At 69.3% G+C, this 15,880-nt stretch carries 14 protein-coding genes; 1 reads left to right on the forward strand and 13 read right to left on the reverse strand.

What is annotated here, in order from left to right:
• Window position 1 precedes the first annotated feature (1 nt).
• The 4 genes from lepB to M1M07_RS05475 all read right to left on the reverse strand — a co-directional run bounded on the left by lepB (window position 2) and on the right by M1M07_RS05475 (window position 4,720).
• Window positions 2-739, reverse strand: coding sequence for a signal peptidase I (gene lepB / locus M1M07_RS05460; protein WP_248673561.1), 738 nt, complete (start codon window positions 737-739; stop codon window positions 2-4).
• A 199-nt stretch (window positions 740-938) separates the two neighbouring features.
• Window positions 939-1,280, reverse strand: a complete 342-nt coding sequence (gene rplS / locus M1M07_RS05465) for a 50S ribosomal protein L19 (protein ID WP_197251248.1) — start codon at window positions 1,278-1,280, stop codon at window positions 939-941.
• Window positions 1,281-1,364: 84 nt separating this feature from the next.
• A complete protein-coding gene (locus M1M07_RS05470; protein WP_248673519.1) occupies window positions 1,365-2,270 on the reverse strand; it encodes a hypothetical protein in 906 nt (301 codons plus the stop codon).
• 86 nt (window positions 2,271-2,356) lie between these two features.
• Window positions 2,357-4,720 (reverse strand): Tex family protein, encoded by a 2,364-nt coding sequence (locus M1M07_RS05475; RefSeq protein ID WP_248673520.1) that lies wholly within the window; start codon window positions 4,718-4,720, stop codon window positions 2,357-2,359.
• Window positions 4,721-4,829: 109 nt separating this feature from the next.
• On the opposite strand from M1M07_RS05475, the gene M1M07_RS05480 reads away from it, so the two are divergent.
• Window positions 4,830-5,822, forward strand: coding sequence for a class A beta-lactamase-related serine hydrolase (locus M1M07_RS05480; protein ID WP_248673521.1), 993 nt, complete (start codon window positions 4,830-4,832; stop codon window positions 5,820-5,822).
• A 78-nt stretch (window positions 5,823-5,900) separates the two neighbouring features.
• On the opposite strand, the gene trmD is transcribed toward M1M07_RS05480, so the two are convergent.
• From trmD to ftsY, 9 genes are all read right to left on the reverse strand, one after another.
• Window positions 5,901-6,614, reverse strand: coding sequence for a tRNA (guanosine(37)-N1)-methyltransferase TrmD (gene trmD, locus M1M07_RS05485; protein ID WP_248673522.1), 714 nt, complete (start codon window positions 6,612-6,614; stop codon window positions 5,901-5,903).
• 4 nt (window positions 6,615-6,618) lie between these two features.
• A complete protein-coding gene (gene rimM / locus M1M07_RS05490) occupies window positions 6,619-7,221 on the reverse strand; it encodes a ribosome maturation factor RimM (protein WP_248673523.1) in 603 nt (200 codons plus the stop codon).
• A gap of 10 nt (window positions 7,222-7,231) precedes the next feature.
• Entirely contained in the window at window positions 7,232-7,474 is a 243-nt protein-coding gene (locus tag M1M07_RS05495) for an RNA-binding protein (protein ID WP_068160502.1), read from the reverse strand.
• Window positions 7,474-7,929, reverse strand: a complete 456-nt coding sequence (rpsP, locus tag M1M07_RS05500) for a 30S ribosomal protein S16 (protein WP_197256133.1) — start codon at window positions 7,927-7,929, stop codon at window positions 7,474-7,476. The genes M1M07_RS05495 and rpsP overlap by 1 nt, the downstream gene beginning before the upstream one ends.
• Window positions 7,930-8,139: 210 nt before the next feature.
• Window positions 8,140-9,726 (reverse strand): signal recognition particle protein, encoded by a 1,587-nt coding sequence (gene ffh, locus M1M07_RS05505; protein ID WP_248673524.1) that lies wholly within the window; start codon window positions 9,724-9,726, stop codon window positions 8,140-8,142.
• Between the two features lie 96 nt (window positions 9,727-9,822).
• Window positions 9,823-12,348: a [protein-PII] uridylyltransferase gene (locus M1M07_RS05510; protein WP_248673525.1), complete on the reverse strand. Its 2,526-nt coding sequence runs from the start codon at window positions 12,346-12,348 to the stop codon at window positions 9,823-9,825.
• On the reverse strand, window positions 12,338-12,676 hold the full coding sequence (locus tag M1M07_RS05515) for a P-II family nitrogen regulator (protein WP_068160495.1): 339 nt from the start codon (window positions 12,674-12,676) through the stop codon (window positions 12,338-12,340). The genes M1M07_RS05510 and M1M07_RS05515 overlap by 11 nt, the downstream gene beginning before the upstream one ends.
• A gap of 50 nt (window positions 12,677-12,726) precedes the next feature.
• A complete protein-coding gene (locus tag M1M07_RS05520; RefSeq protein WP_197256139.1) occupies window positions 12,727-14,034 on the reverse strand; it encodes an ammonium transporter in 1,308 nt (435 codons plus the stop codon).
• A gap of 276 nt (window positions 14,035-14,310) precedes the next feature.
• A complete protein-coding gene (ftsY, locus tag M1M07_RS05525) occupies window positions 14,311-15,870 on the reverse strand; it encodes a signal recognition particle-docking protein FtsY (protein WP_248673526.1) in 1,560 nt (519 codons plus the stop codon).
• Window positions 15,871-15,880 lie beyond the last annotated feature (10 nt).

Genomic DNA, 15,880 nt, shown 5'->3' on the forward strand with positions numbered 1-15,880 from the left:
ATTACTGGATCTCCGGTGAGTCGATCATGCCCCAGCGACCGGGCGGCAGCACGATCATGCGGGCCTTGCCGATCACATTGTCCAACGGAATGGTGCCCTGGTTCTCGTCTCCGACGTGCCAGCGCGAATCCGCCGAGTTGCTGCGGTTGTCGCCCATGACCCACACGTGGCCTTCGGGAACGGTGACCGGGCCGAAGCAGCGGCCGGACTTCATCTCGGTCTCGCAGGTGAGCACGCCCGGGGTGAACGGGAAGTCCATCTTGACGTACGGCTCGTCGAGCGGCTTGCCGTCGACGAGGACCCGGCCCTGGTCGTCGCAGCATTCGACGGTCTGTCCGCCGACGGCGATGACACGCTTGACGAGGTCGTTCTCGTCCGGCGGGACGAGGCCGACCAGCGAACCCACCTCCTGGATCCCGCGGATGACGACGTTGTCCGAGCGCGTCGACTTGTATCCGGTGGACCACGAATCCGGGCCCTTGAAGACGATGACGTCGCCGGGCCGCGGATCCCCGAACCGGTAGCTGATCTTCTCGACGACGATGCGGTCGCCGGTACACCCCTCGCAGCCGTGCAGTGTCGGTTCCATCGACTCCGAGGGAATCAGGTAGACCCGCGCGATGAATGTCTGGAGAAGGAAACTCAGGACGAGTGCGACGACGATCAGCAGTGGCAGTTCTCGCCAGAACGACTTCTGCTTCTTGGTTTCCCCCGAATCCTTCCGCTCTCGGGAACCGATGGTCTGTCGATCTCCGGATCCCCGCTGGGCGAGGCGGTCCTGCGACTCCGGCGCGGCCGGATCCTGCGGTGTTTCTGCCACCGGATCAGACTAGCGTCTGGGCTCTACTCGACTGCGCGGACACCACACACGCCACGAAGCCCGGTCCGGGAATGTCCGGACCGGGCTTCGTGTGAACCGTGGGATCAGGCGTGAGCGCTCAGCGCTTTTCCTTGATCTTGGCGGCCTTGCCGCGCAGGTCGCGCAGGTAGTACAGCTTGGCGCGACGCACGTCACCGCGGGTGACGACCTCGATCTTCGCGAGGTTGGGGCTGTGGACCGGGAAGGTCCGCTCGACGCCGACGCCGAACGACACCTTGCGAACGGTGAAGGTCTCGCGGACACCGCCGCCCTGACGCCGGATCACGACGCCCTTGAAGACCTGCACGCGCTCCTTCGAGCCCTCGATAACCTTGACGTGCACGTTCAGCGTGTCACCGGGACGGAACTCCGGGATGTCGTCGCGCAGGGACTTGGCGTCCAGAAAGTCCAGGGTGTTCATCGGTTGTTCATCCTCTTGTTCGCTCGAGCAGAGGAACCGAGCGGCGGCCGCCTTCGGGCGGGGCTCGACTGGTTCGTACCCAGGTCAGGTAGGCGTGCCCGATCCGGGCAACCCGTCAATTGTGCCAGATGCAACGCCGGTCGATGAAATCGGTGGGGGCGCTGCGTGCACGGTGCGGTCGAGTTCGGCTTCCGCGGCGACCCGCGAATGCTCCACGCTGTCCCGCACGGTGTCGAGCGTGGGCTGCCCGGCGACGAGGTCCTGCACGAAGATCTTCGCCCGGATCATCGGCCGGCGGTAGCGGCGTTCACGGGCGATCGAGCGGCGCATCTTGCGAGGCCTGCCCTGATACCGCCACCGCGCCCACGGAGCTCCCGGCCGCGACAGGCGGATCGCGCCGACGAGCAGCAAGGGCAGGAAGAACAGCCCGATCAGCCCTGTCCAGATCTTGCCCTTGAGCAGCACGATCGCCGCGAGCGCCAGGTTGATCAGCGCCGATGCGATGATGCCCGCGCGAACACCCCACGAGGTGCTTTCGTTGAAATCGGTGACGTCGGCCAGCTCCAACGGCTGCACGCCGAGCAGCACCAGACCGGTCACGGCCAATGCGACGAACACCGCGTCGACCGAGACCCGCCCCTCCTCCTCCCAGTAGACGTCGTTCAGGTAGAAGATCAGCGCGAACTCGTCGAGGGTCAGGGCGGTGCCGATCCCGAAGCACGTCGCCAGCGCGGCACCGGTGACCTGGCTCCCGTTCTCGTAGACGGCGATGAGCGCACCGCCGGAGATCACCATGGTGACCACACCGAAAACGACGTGGTGCACGTGCTGACCACCCGGCGTGACGTTCCCGGGCCACCAGCGCACCTGGGCGCGGATCAGTCGCACGCTGAGCCGGATGAACAGGAACGCAGCGAGGAACCCCAGGAGGAAGAAGAGCAGGGGCAGCCGCCCTCTGTCGATGATCTCGTGCCGGAGCCAATCGCTCATGGCGCCACCACCGTCGACCGCATGGCTCCAAGCATGTCAGGCCGGGGCCGCGCCGGTGACCCGACACGAACCCCGGCCCGCCACTTTTACTTCCCGAATCCGGCGCGGCGCAGTGCGTCGGCCATCGACCCGGAAGCGGGCGCCGAGTCGGACCGGCGATCCCGCGATCCCTGCCGTCCCCCGCTCTGCCGGCCGCCGCCCGGGTTCCCACCGCCCTGCCGCGGGTTGCGGCGCTGCTGACCGCCGGGGCGGGCTGCGCCGCGCGCGGACGGGGCCGCACCGCCGTTGCCGTCGCCGGCGGGGATCTCGTCGTCGAGGCGCAACGTGAGGCTGATGCGCTGACGCGGCACGTCCACGTCGAGCACCTTGACCTTGACGACCTCACCGGACTTGACGACGTCGTGCGGGTCCTTGACGAAGCTGCGCGACATCGCCGACACGTGCACCAGGCCGTCCTGGTGGACGCCGACGTCGACGAAGGCACCGAACGCGGCGACGTTGGTGACCACGCCCTCGAGCACCATGCCCGGCTTCAGATCGGCGACCTTCTCGATGCCGGCCGCGAAGGTCGCGGTCTTGAACTCCGGCCGCGGGTCGCGGCCGGGCTTCTCGAGTTCGGCGATGATGTCGGTGACGGTCGGCAGACCGAATCGGTCGTCGACGAACTCGGTGGGCCGCACCGCGCGCAGCGCAGTGGTGTTGCCGATCAGTTCCCGCACGGTGCTGCCGGTGCGCTCGACGATGCGCCGCACCACCGGGTAGGCCTCGGGGTGCACCGCGGAACTGTCGAGCGGGTCGTCGCCGTTGGGGATGCGCAGGAAGCCCGCGCACTGCTCGAACGCCTTCGGGCCGAGCCGCGCCACGTCCTTGAGCGCCGTGCGGGTGCGGAACGGGCCGTTCTGGTCGCGGTGCGCGACGATGCTCTCGGCGAGGGACCCCGAGATGCCCGACACACGCGCGAGCAGCGGCACCGACGCGGTGTTCACGTCCACACCGACGGCGTTCACCGCGTCCTCGACGACCGCGCCGAGCGAACGCGCCAGCAGGGTCTCGGACACGTCGTGCTGGTACTGGCCGACGCCGATCGACTTCGGGTCGATCTTGACGAGTTCGGCGAGCGGGTCCTGCAGCCGCCGGGCGATGGACACCGCACCCCGGATGGACACGTCCAGGTCGGGCAGTTCCTGCGAGGCGTAGGCGGACGCCGAGTACACGGAGGCGCCGGCCTCGGACACGACGATCTTCGTCAGGTTCGTCGCACCGGACTTCGCGATCAGCTCGGTGGCGAGGGCGTCCGTCTCGCGGGACGCGGTCCCGTTGCCGATCGCGACGAGTTCGACGCCGTGCTTCGCGACCAGACCCGCGAGCGTCGCGAGCGCCTGATCCCACTTGTTGTGCGGCTGGTGCGGGTAGATCGTCGCATGGTCGACGACCTTGCCGGTGGCGTCGACGACCGCGACCTTCGTGCCGGTCCGGAAACCGGGGTCCAGGCCCATCGTCGGCCGGGTACCCGCAGGTGCGGCGAGCAGCAGGTCGCGCAGGTTCGCGGCGAACACGTCGACGGCGTCCTGCTCGGCGGACTGCCGCAGCCGCATCCTCGTGTCGAGACCGAGGGAGACGAGCAGTTTGGTGCGCCACGCCCAGCGCACGGTGTCGAGCAGCCACTTGTCGGCGGCGCGGCCCTGGTCGGCGATGCCGAACCGGGCGGCGATGCGGCCCTCGAAGTAGGTGCGCTCCCCCGGCTGCGGCTCGTCGCTGTCCGGTTCGAGGGTGAGACTCAGCACCTCTTCCTTCTCGCCGCGCAACACCGCGAGGATGCGATGCGACGGCAGATCCGTGAACGGCTCGGAGAATTCGAAGTAGTCGGCGAACTTCGCGCCCTCGGTCTCCTTGCCCGGGCGCACGGCCGAGACCAGCCGGCCACGCGACCACATCGCCTCGCGCAGTTCCCCCACCAGGTCGGCGTCCTCGGCGAACCGTTCGACGAGGATGGCGCGGGCACCGTCGAGTTGTTCGGCCGTGTACTGCGCGGGATCGGTCGTCGGATCCCCGATGAGCGCGTCGGCGACCGGTTCGTGCCCCGCTTCCCGCGCGATCTGCGCCTTGGTGCGCCGCTTGGGTTTGAACGGCAGGTAGATGTCCTCGAGCCGCGCCTTGGTGTCGGCGAGCATGATCTGTCCGCGCAGGTGGTCGTCGAGCTTGCCCTGGCCCTCGATCGATTCGAGGATCGCTGCGCGCCGCTCGTCGAGTTCGCGCAGATAGCGCAACCGTTCGTCGAGCTGCCGAAGCTGGGCGTCGTCGAGGGCTCCGGTCACTTCCTTGCGGTACCGGGCGATGAACGGCACCGTGGCTCCGCCGTCGAGCAGGTCGACCGCTGCGGCCACCTGATTCTCCCGGACGTCGAGTTCCTCGGCGAGGCGCTGGTTAACGGTCTTGAGAGCAGTCGTCACGACGTCGAACCCTACCGCTATCCTCATCGCGTCATCCTCGCGCGACGCGCGAGGAAAACTGGATACCGGGGACGTCGGCGTCACCGCACAATGGGAGTAGGAGCACCTGATGTCCGGGCCTCGGGGCAGACGCCGATCGATCGTCTCGTTGCTGTTCGCGGCAGCGACCGCGGTGGCCTGCGGCTCGGTGTCCTCCGATTCCGAGGTTCTCATGGTCGGGGTCACCGCCCCGAATCCGACCGTGGAGATCCTTCCGGTGCCCGCTCCCGAGGTGCCCTACACGATGAAGGTGCAGGCCCTGACCGACCGGGTGGTCGCTGCCGCCGCCCTGGCCGACGCCCAGCGAGGCGCGCGGGTCACGGTCGCGCTGCTCGATCGCGAAACCGGGTCGCGTACGGTGGCCGGCGCGGACGAGCCGATCGAGACGGCGTCGGTGGTCAAGCTGTTCATCGCCGACGACCTGCTGTTCCGGGCGGGCACCGGCGAGATCGCGCTCGGCGAGGGGGAATACGACGAGATCGCGGCCATGCTCTCGCGTTCGGACGATTCCGCGGCGAGCGATCTGTGGTCACGCTACGGCGGTAGCGAGATCGTCGATCGGGTCGTCCACCGGCACGGCCTGACCGACACCAGCGCCCCGTACGACGGGAACTGGTGGAACACCGTCACCACCGCGTCCGATCTGCTCACCTGGTACGACGCCGTGCTGGGCGGCACCTCCGGACTGGACGAGCGCGGCACCGCGACGATCGTGGGCCATCTGCTCGACTTCGAACCAGCCGGTTCCGACGGATACGACCAGCGTTTCGGACTGCCCGACGGGCTGCCCGAGGCGACGGAGCTGGGCGTCAAGCAGGGCTGGATGTGCTGCGTGGACGGCAACTGGATCCACCTGTCGACCGGATTCTTCGGCGACGACCACCGTTACGTGGTCGCGGTGCTGTCCCGCGAGAAGGTGCACTACGACGATCCCGACCCGGCGGAGTGGACACCGTTGCCGGACACTGCGCTGGTCGACGTCACCGACGATGCGAGCGCGGCGCACGCGCGTGACACGGTGACCCTGGTGGTCCAGGAGGCGTTCGGGCAGCCGGCGCACTGACGCGGGCGATCCGGCCCTCGTCCGAGACCCCGTCGTCCGAGGCCCGTAGTTCCGAGACCCGCTGAGCGGGAAGCGGATTCAGTCGCCCGGTGTGTCCGCCAGGAGGTCGGGGCGGCGTTCGCGGGTGCGGATCAGGGACTGTTCGCGGCGCCACTGCGCGACCTTGGCGTGGTCGCCGGACAGCAGCACGGGCGGCACGTCGAGACCGCGCCAACTCGCCGGGCGCGTGTAGCTCGGTCCTTCGAGCAGGCCGTCGGAGAACGAATCCTCTTGGTGCGACTGCTGATTGCCGAGCACACCGGGCAGCAGCCGGACGACCGCCTCGACCATGACGAGGACCGCGACCTCCCCGCCGATGAGCACGTAGTCGCCGATGCTGACCTCTTCGACGCGCACGCGCCGTGCGGCGTCGTCGAACACCCGCTGGTCGATGCCCTCGTAGCGGCCGCACGCGAACACGATCCGCTTCTCACCGGACCAGCGGTGCGCGGTTTCCTGGGTGAACGGCACTCCGGCCGGGGTGGGGACGACGAGCAGCACGTCGGGGTCGGGTTCGCCGTCCGGTCCGGCGAGGACGTCGTCGAGCGCCGGTCCCCACACGGTCGGCTTCATCACCATGCCGGGCCCTCCCCCGTACGGGGAGTCGTCGACGGCCTTGTGCACGTCGTGGGTCCAGTCGCGCAGGTTGTGGACGCCGACGGAGATCAGGCCCTTGTCGATGGCTTTACCGAGCAGCGCCGCGCGCAACGGCTCGAGGTACTCGGGGAAGATGGTGACGACATCGAGTCGCACGGAACTACTTGTCTCCCTTGTCTTTTCCACGAGCCTGGCCTTTTTCACGAGCCGGGGGCTCGCCGAAGTCGGGGTCGAGCAGCCCCTCGGGCGGGTCGATCTCGATGATGCCGGTGGCGATCGAGACGGTCGGCACGATCGCCGTCACGAACGGGATCAACAGCTCGCCCCGATCCGAACCGGCCGGCCGGATCGCGAGCAGTTCGCCCGCGGCGGTGTGCAGCACCTCGCGGACGGTACCGACCTCGGTGCCGCCGTCGGGCCGTCCCTCGACGATCCGGACGGTGAGCCCTTCGAGTTCGTGGTCGTAGAACTCGTCGGGATCGTCGCTCGGCGGCAGCTCGGAGCTGTCGACGACGAACAGCGTGCCACGGAGGGCATCGGCGGCATTGCGGTCGGCGACCTGACGCAGACGCAGCAGAAGCCGCCCGGAGTGTTCCCGGGCGGCTTCCACCGTGTACGTGTGCAGGGTCTGCTCGCGGGGCTTGCGGCCACGCAGCTCGGCGCCGACGGCGAAACGCTCCTCGGGTTCGTCGGTGCGAACCTCGACGACCACTTCACCCTTGATGCCGTGCGACTTGACCACACGGCCCACGACGAGCTCCACTGCCGCTCGCCTACTGGTCGGTGTCGACGACGTCGACGCGGATCCCGCGACCACCGATGCCGGTGACGAGGGTCCGCAGTGCGGTCGCGGTGCGCCCACCGCGACCGATCACCTTGCCGAGATCGTCGGGGTGCACGTGCACCTCGACGGTGCGCCCCCGACGGCCGGTGATCAGCTCGACCCGCACGTCGTCGGGGTTGGCGACGATCCCACGAACGAGATGCTCGACGGCATCGGCGACAACGGCACTCATTACTCGGCAGCCTCGGTGGACTCGGCGTCGGCGGCCTCGGCGGGAGCCTCGGCAGCCTCGTCCTTGGCGGCCTTCTTCTTCTTGGGCGTGATGGCCTCGGCAGCGGGCTCGTTCTCGGCCTGCGCGAGCGCGGCCTGGAACAGCTCGAGCTTGGTCGGCTTCGCCTCCGCCTTCTTCAGGGTGCCCTCGGCGCCCGGCAGGCCCTTGAACTTCTGCCAGTCACCGGTGATCTTGAGGAGGTTCAGGACGGGCTCGGTCGGCTGCGCGCCGACACCCAGCCAGTACTGCGCACGCTCGGAGTCGACCTCGATCAGCGAGGGCTCTTCCTTCGGGTGGTACTTGCCGATCGTCTCGATGGCCCGGCCGTTGCGGCGGGTACGCGAGTCCGCGACCACGATGCGGTACTGGGGGTTGCGGATCTTGCCGAGGCGGGTGAGCTTGATCTTGACAGCCACTGCTGTTTTCCCTTCGAGCGCGCGAACGCGCATGTCACGTGCAATTCGGACGACGCGCCCTTCTGGCACGCCCGGTTTTGCCTCTAACCTGTGACCGCCGCGCGGTACGGAACCGGATGCGACGACAGCGAACCATTCTGCCAGATCCCACCCCGCCCGGACGAATCCGGCATCGGGGTGGGATCCGGCAGCGTCGGTTCTTCGGTGGATCTAGTTCTTCGGCAGCTTCAGTTTCGACAGGTCGAAACCCTCGAGGCCCGGGGGCAGTTCGTCGAGACCCTTCGGCATGTTGGACAGATCCGGGAAGCCGGCCGGCATGCCGCCGCCCGCACCCGGGAACCCGGCCGGGAGCCCGCCGGGGAATCCGCCCTTGATCTTCGGCGGGGTCGGTCCGCGACCGCCCTTCTTGCCCTTCTTGCCCTTCTTGTTGCTGCGCTGGTTCTTGCGGGCGCCGGGCATGCCCATGCGACCGGCCATCGCCGCCATCATCTTGCGGGCTTCGAAGAAGCGGTCGACGAGCTGGTTGACGTCGGAGACCTTCACGCCCGAACCGTTCGCGATGCGCAGCCGCCGGGACGCGTTGATGATCTTCGGATCGGCGCGTTCCTCCGGGGTCATGCCGCGGATGATCGCCTGGATGCGGTCGAGCTGCTTCTCGTCGACGTTGGCGAGCGCGTCCTTCATCTGGCCGGCGCCGGGCAGCATGCCCAGCAGGTTCGCGATCGGGCCCATCTTGCGGACGGCCATCATCTGCTCGAGGAAGTCCTCGAGGGTGAGTTCCCCGGAGCCGATCTTGGAGGCGGTCTTCTCGGCCTGTTCGGCGTCGAAGACCTGCTCGGCCTGCTCGATGAGGGTGAGCACGTCGCCCATGCCGAGGATGCGGCTGGCCATGCGCTCGGGATGGAAGACGTCGAAGTCCTCGAGCTTCTCGCCGGTGGACGCGAACAGGATCGGCTGCCCGGTCAGCTCGCGCACGCTCAGCGCCGCACCACCGCGGGCGTCACCGTCGAGCTTGGTGAGCACGACGCCGGTGAAGCCGACACCGGCGCGGAACGCCTCGGCGGTGCTCACCGCGTCCTGGCCGATCATCGCGTCGAGCACGAACAGGGTCTCGTCCGGCTGCACGGCATCGCGGATGTTCGCGGCCTGCGCCATCAGCTCCTCGTCGATGCCGAGGCGGCCGGCGGTGTCGACGATGACCACGTCGTACTGCTTGTTGCGGGCTTCCTCGATGCCGGACTTCGCGACGGCGACCGGGTCGGCGGCCGACACACCGAGCTCGTTCTCGCCGCCACCGATCGAGGTCCCCGGGTGCGGCGCGAACACGGTCACGCCGGCGCGCTCACCGACGATCTGGAGCTGGCTGACGGCACCGGGGCGCTGCAGGTCGCACGCGACCAGCAGCGGGGTGTGTCCCTGCCCCTTGAGCCAGGCCGCGAGCTTGCCGGCGAGCGTGGTCTTACCGGCACCCTGCAGACCGGCGAGCATGATCACCGTCGGCGGGTTCTTCGCGAGCCGCAGGCGGCGGGTCTCGCCGCCGAGGATCCCGACGAGTTCCTCGTTGACGATCTTGACGACCTGCTGGGCCGGGTTCAGCGCGCCGTGCACCTCGGCACCCTTGGCGCGCTGCTTGATCTTCGCGATGAACGCGCGCACCACCGGCAGCGCGACGTCGGCCTCGAGCAGGGCGAGACGGATCTCGCGGCACGTGGCGTCGATGTCGGCATCGGAGAGGCGCCCCTTGCCGCGCAGGTCCTTCAGGACCCCGGTCAACCTGTCGGAAAGGGATTCGAACACCGAATGCGCTCCTGGGTTCTGGCGAAAGACGGACAGTGCTGCGATCCAGGGTAGCCGCTCGCCGCGATCGTGACGTCACGGCGGGCGGCTACCCGCTCAGGCGGTCGCCTCGGGTTTCTTCGGTTCGACGCCCGGCACCACCGCGAGCACGGCCTGCTCGAGCTGCTCCCGGGTGGCCCGGGTGTCGGTTCCGGTGAGGTCGATGCAGAACGCGTCGACGACCGCGGTGCCGAGGGTCGTGACCCGCGCCCACCGCACGTCGGCCCCGACCGACTCGAACGCTTCGGCGAGCCGGCAGAGCAGCCCGAGACGGTCCTCGGCGCGCAGCTCGAGGATGACCTGCCCGGGATCGGGAGCGTCGAACCAGATCACGCGGGGCGGTGCCTGCGCGTACACGACCGGCACGGCCCGTTCGGGCTGTTCCGGCAGTTGCGCTTCCCGCGCGGCCTGTTCCTTCGCGTCCAGCGCCGCCGGCAGATCCAGGTCGCCGCCGCGTGCGCGGATCAGCTCCTGCCGCAGCAACCCGGCCTCGGGCGGTGTCCCGAACCGGGGTGCCACCACGAAGCTGTTCACGGCGCTGCCGGCGTGGCTGCCGAGCGAAGCGGACAGCACCCGCAGGCCGTGCAGCGCCAGCACGCCGGCCGCGTCGGCGAGCAGTCCCGGTTCGTCCGGCGCCACCACCGACACCGTGTACGAGTGCGGGCCCTCGCCCTGCTGCAGCGCCACGTGCACACCGCCGTCGGCGGCGAGCTGCGCGAGTTCCGGGTCGATCGGATCGGGAGTGGGCAGCTCCTCCCCCGCCATCACCATGCGGCAGCGCCGGACCAGTTCCCGGATCAGCGAGGCCTTCCAGTCACCCCACACCCCCGGACCGGTGGCCAGCGAATCGGCCTCGGCGAGGGCGTGCAGCAGTTCCAGCAGCACCGGGTCGCCGTCGAGGGCGTCGACGACGGACTGCACGGTCGCCGGATCGTCGAGGTCGCGGCGCGTCGCGGTGTGCGGCAGCAACAGGTGGTGCCGCACCATCGCGGTGAGCATCGCGAGATCCGACGGCCACAGTCCCATCCGGCGCCCGATCTGCGTCGCCAGCTCGGCTCCGACGACGCTGTGGTCGCCGCCGCGGCCCTTGCCGATGTCGTGCAGCAGGGCACCGAGCACCAGCAGGTCGGGTCGCGCGACCCGGGTCGTGAGCCCGCCCGCGTACACCGCCGTTTCCACCAGATGCCGGTCCACGGTCCAGGTGTGCACCGCGTCGCGCGGGGGCAGATCTCGCACCGCACCCCATTCCGGCAGGAGCCGGCCCCACAGTCCGGTGCGGTCGAGGGACTCGATGACGTCGACGGCACGCCGGCCGGAACCGAGCAGAACCAGCAGGTCGTTGAACGCCGACCGCGGCCACGGTTCACGCAGCTCGGGAGCGTTGTCGGCGAGCCGGTTCAGGGTCGAGGCGGAGATCGGCAGCCCGGCCTGCGCGGCCGCGGCCGCGACCCGCGTGATCAGACCCGGATCCTTCCGCGGATGCGCGTCGCGGGCGAGCGCGACCTCCCCCGCGTGTTCGACGACACCCTCGTCGAGGGGGCGCCGCACCGGGAGCCGGCGCAGCCTCGACAGTCCGCGCCGCGGCAGCGCGTTGCCCGCGGTGCGGATCCCGACCTCGACGGAGTAGCTGACGGTGCGCGCGGACTCGGTGAGCATCCGGGCCAGATCGAAGCGGTCGCCGATGCGCAGCGCGGCACCGATCTCGTCGGCGTCCTGGGCGCGGAGCTGGTCGCGGGCGCGTCCCGCGACGCGATGCAACTCGGTGCGCACGTCGAGCAACCGGCGGTGCGCGGCGGCGAGTCCGCCGCCGGGCACGTCCGGTCCCAACCCCGGCATGCCGTCGGTGAGCTGCGCGACGGACAGGGCATTGAGCAACTGCACGTCCCGCAACCCTCCTCGGCCGCTCTTGAGGTCCGGTTCGGCGCGGTGCGCGATCTGCCCGCTGCGCTGCCAGCGTGTCTCGGTGAGTTCGATGAGTTCGTCGAAACGCGCTCGGATCCCGGTCCGCCACTGCCTGCGCACCCCGCCGATCAGCAGGTTGCTCAGCTCGATGTCCCCGGCGATGTGCCGGGCCTCGAGCATGCCCAGGGCGGCGGTCACGTCGGACGCCGCGACCTGCAACGCCTGCGGGACGGTGCGGACACTGTGGTCGAGTTTGATGTGGGCGTCCCACAACGGGTACCAGAGCCGGTCGGCGATGTCGGACACCACCGCCGGTTCCATGTCGTCGTGCAACAGGATGAGGTCGAGGTCGGAGTACGGCAGCATTTCGCGGCGGCCCAGCCCGCCGACGGCGACGATCGCGAAACCGCAGTCGGGGACGATCCCGACCTCGGAGCCTTTCGTCGTGAGCCAGAATTCGTGCAGGTCCACCAGCGCGTGCCGCAGCGCAGCCGAATCGAGGCGGCGGTTGCGGACACCACCGGCGAACAGTTGGTCGCGGGCGATGGCCAGGTCGGCGGCGGCACCGCCCGTGGTGGCGAGGGACGCGTCCGGCCCGGAGGACACGGGCGGCCCCGATCCCGCTGCACGAGCAGCGGGATCGGGGCCGCGCGTTCCGGACCCCTTGGGGTCAGAGTGCATCCGTGCCTCGTTCTCCGGTGCGAACTCGGATCACCGACTCGACGGGGGTGACCCAGACCTTTCCGTCTCCGATCTTCCCGGTCCGCGAGGCCTCGACGATCGTCTCGACCACCTTGTCCACGGCGGCGTCGTCGACGACGACCTCGACGCGCACCTTGGGCACGAAGTCGACCGAGTACTCGGCTCCGCGGTAGACCTCCGTGTGGCCCTTCTGGCGTCCGTACCCCTGGACCTCGCTGACGGTCATGCCAAGCACGCCCGCCTGCTCGAGACCCGCCTTCACGTCTTCGAGGGTGAACGGTTTGACAATTGCCGTGATCAGCTTCATTTCCTCTTCCTTCCCAAGTCTCTGCCGTGCCGCTACTTCGTCTTCTTATCTCACCGGAGCGCCGAGACGAAGTCGTATGCGGATTCCGCGTGCTCCGCCTCGTCGATACCGCGCGCCTCTTCCTCGGGCGACACACGCCAGCCGAGCGGCTTGAGCGCGAATGCGATCACGGCGGTGACGATGGCGGTGAACACCACGGCGACCAGGGCGATCACGATCTGCACGACCAGCTGCTTGTAGTCGCCGCCGTAGAACAGGCCGGTCTCGGTGGCGAGGAAGCCGATACCGATGGTGCCCCAAAGGCCGGAGACCAGGTGCACGCCGACGACGTCGAGCGAGTCGTCGTAGCCGAACTTGAACTTCAGGCCGACCGCGAGGGCGGACAGCACACCGGCGACGACACCGAGGGCGATGGAGCCGACCGGGCTCAGCGCGCCGGCCGCGGGCGTGATGGCGACGAGACCGGCGACAGCACCGGAGGCGGCACCGAGGCTGGTGGCCTTACCGTCCCGGATGCGCTCGGTCAGGAGCCAGCCGAGGATCGCGGAAGCGGTCGCGGTGGTGGTGTTGACCCAGGCCAGGCCGGCGACACCGTCGGCGGCGAACGCGGAACCGGCGTTGAAGCCGAACCATCCGAACCACAGGAGTGCGGCACCGAGCATCACGAACGGCAGGTTGTGCGGACGCATCGCGACCGTGCCGAAGCCGGCGCGCTTGCCGATGACCAGGGCGAGAACCAGAGCGGCCATACCGGCGTTGATGTGCACGACGGTGCCACCGGCGAAGTCGATCGGGGCGACCGCGGCGGTCAGGCCACCTTCACCGTCGTCGACGGTGCCGAACAGCTTCGCGGCGATGCCGTCCTCGGAAGCGGACAGGAGGCCGCCACCCCACACCATGTGGGCGAGCGGGAAGTACGCGAAGGTCACCCACAGGCCGGAGAACGCGAGCCACGTTCCGAACTTCACGCGCTCGGCGAGAGCGCCGGAGATGAGCGCGGTGGTGATGATTGCGAAGGTGACCTGGAAACCGATGTCGATGATCTGCGGGTAGTCGCCGAGGCCGGGGAGGAATCCACCCTCCTCGTCGTAGATCGCGCCCTGGAGACCGAAGAATTCGAACGGGTTGGCGAAGATGCCGCCGACACTCTCGGTGCCGTAGGACATCGACCAGCCCCACAGAACGTAGATCACGCCGATCACAGCCATGGCGCCGAACGACATCATCATCATGTTCAGCACCGACTTGGCGCGCGACATGCCGCCGTAGAAGAACGCCAAGCCCGGTGTCATCAGCAGCACCAGCGAGGCCGCCATCAGCATCCATGCTGCGTCGCCGGTGTTCACCACTTCCTCCACTTGCAACCTCCCTAGATACCGCGCCGGTCAGCGCGTGGTTGAGGAAAGCTTGCTGCCGAGATGTTTCCGTGGAAGCGCCGTGTTGTTTCCACGAAGTGAACGGGATCCCGCTTCGTGTTTCTTCTCTGTTTCCCGGTTTGCGTTCTTCGTCCGAAGCGTCCGAAAAATGGGAAAAGCCGCGCGCGACACGGGTTCCGCGCAACCCCTGCCGGGGATGCGGATCGTGTCGTCGCGCGGCTTCCCCTTCACCGTCGACTGCGACGAGCGGGCGCCCGCTCAGCCGAGCAGAGCGTCCACGAAGGCGCCCGGCTCGAACGGCGCCAGGTCGTCGGCACCCTCCCCGAGACCCACGAGTTTCACCGGCACACCCAGTTCGTGCTGGACCTGGAAGACGATGCCACCCTTGGCGGTCCCGTCGAGTTTCGTCAGGACGACACCGGTGATGTCGACGACCTCCGCGAACACGCGGGCCTGCGTGAGCCCGTTCTGGCCGATCGTCGCGTCGAGCACGAGCAGGACCTCGTCGACCGCGGCCTTCTTCTCGACGACCCGCTTCACCTTGCCGAGTTCGTCCATCAGACCGGTCTTGGTGTGGAGCCGGCCGGCAGTGTCGATGAGCACGGCGTCGACCCCGTTCTCGATGCCGCGGGAGACGGAATCGAACGCGACGGCCGCGGGGTCACCGGCCTCCTTGCCGCGCACCACCTCGGCGCCGACGCGCTCTGCCCAGGTCTGCAGCTGATCGGCGGCGGCGGCACGGAACGTGTCGGCGGCACCGAGGAGCACGCGGCGCCCGTCGGCGACGAGCACGCGCGCCAGCTTGCCGGTCGTGGTGGTCTTGCCGGTGCCGTTGACACCGACGACCAGCAGGATGGACGGGTGATCGTCGTGTGGCAACGCCCGGATGGACCGATCCAGCTCGGGGTGCAGTTCGTCGACGAGCACGTCACGCAGGACCGCGCGCGCGTCGGCCTCGGTGCGCACGTTGCGCGCGGCCATCTCGTGCCGCAGCCGCTCGACGATCTTGGTGGTGGTCGCGGCGCCGAGGTCGGCGATGAGGAGGGTGTCCTCGATCTCCTCCCACGAGTCCTCGTCGAGGTCGCCGCCGCCGAGCAGGCCGAGCAGGCTCTTGCCCATCGCCGACTGGGACCGGGCCAGTCGGCCGCGCAGCCGGTCGAGGCGACCGGCGGTCGGAGCGATCTCCTCGATCGCGGGTGCGGGGGCGGTCTCCGGCGCGGCGGTCTCCGGCGCGGTCACGACCTCGGGCTCGATCACCTCGGGCTCGGGCGTGACCACTTCCGGTTCCGGCGCGGCCACCTCGGTTTCCGGCACGGTCTCCGCCGGAGCAGTCTCGGTCGGCGCTGTCTCGACCGGGGCAGTCTCGGCCGGGGCGGTCTCCGCGACCGGTGCTTCCTCGACCGGCGCCTCGGTCACGGGCTCGGCGGGTGCTTCCTCGGGAGCGGGCGCTACCTCGGTGGGTGCTTCCTCCGCGACCTCTTCCGGCGCAGGCGCAGGCGTGGGCGCCGGGACCGGCTTGGGAGCGGGCGGCGCCTCGGTGACCTCCTGCGGCAGCTTGACCGTCGGAGGTTCCGGCCGCGGTGCGGGCGCCGGCCGTTCGACGGGTTTCGGCGCCGTCGCGGTCGAACCCTGGCTGAAGGAGAACCCGCTCTGGGCCTTGTACCCACCGGATCGATCCTTGGGTTCGGCCTCGATCTCCTTGGTCGGCGTCGAGGTCAGCGACACCTGCCGCCGGCGGTACAGCGTCAGACCGACGACGAGTGCGACGAGGACGACCGCCAAGACGGCCGCGATGATTATCCAGGCTGCGGTACTCACGCACCCATAC

The sequence above is a fragment of the Rhodococcus sp. HM1 genome (genome assembly GCF_023218075.1).
Taxonomy (GTDB): domain Bacteria; phylum Actinomycetota; class Actinomycetes; order Mycobacteriales; family Mycobacteriaceae; genus Rhodococcus.

Excerpts from the sequence above, each read along its gene's own strand:
- M1M07_RS05470 (WP_248673519.1), bottom strand. The coding sequence starts at position 2,270 with ATGAGCGATTGGCTCCGGCACGAGATCATCGACAGAGGGCGGCTGCCC.
- M1M07_RS05480 (WP_248673521.1), top strand. The coding sequence starts at position 4,830 with ATGTCCGGGCCTCGGGGCAGACGCCGATCGATCGTCTCGTTGCTGTTC.
- M1M07_RS05510 (WP_248673525.1), bottom strand. The coding sequence starts at position 12,348 with ATGCACTCTGACCCCAAGGGGTCCGGAACGCGCGGCCCCGATCCCGCT.
- M1M07_RS05495 (WP_068160502.1), bottom strand. The coding sequence starts at position 7,474 with ATGAGTGCCGTTGTCGCCGATGCCGTCGAGCATCTCGTTCGTGGGATC.
- rplS (WP_197251248.1), bottom strand. The coding sequence starts at position 1,280 with ATGAACACCCTGGACTTTCTGGACGCCAAGTCCCTGCGCGACGACATC.
- M1M07_RS05515 (WP_068160495.1), bottom strand. The coding sequence starts at position 12,676 with ATGAAGCTGATCACGGCAATTGTCAAACCGTTCACCCTCGAAGACGTG.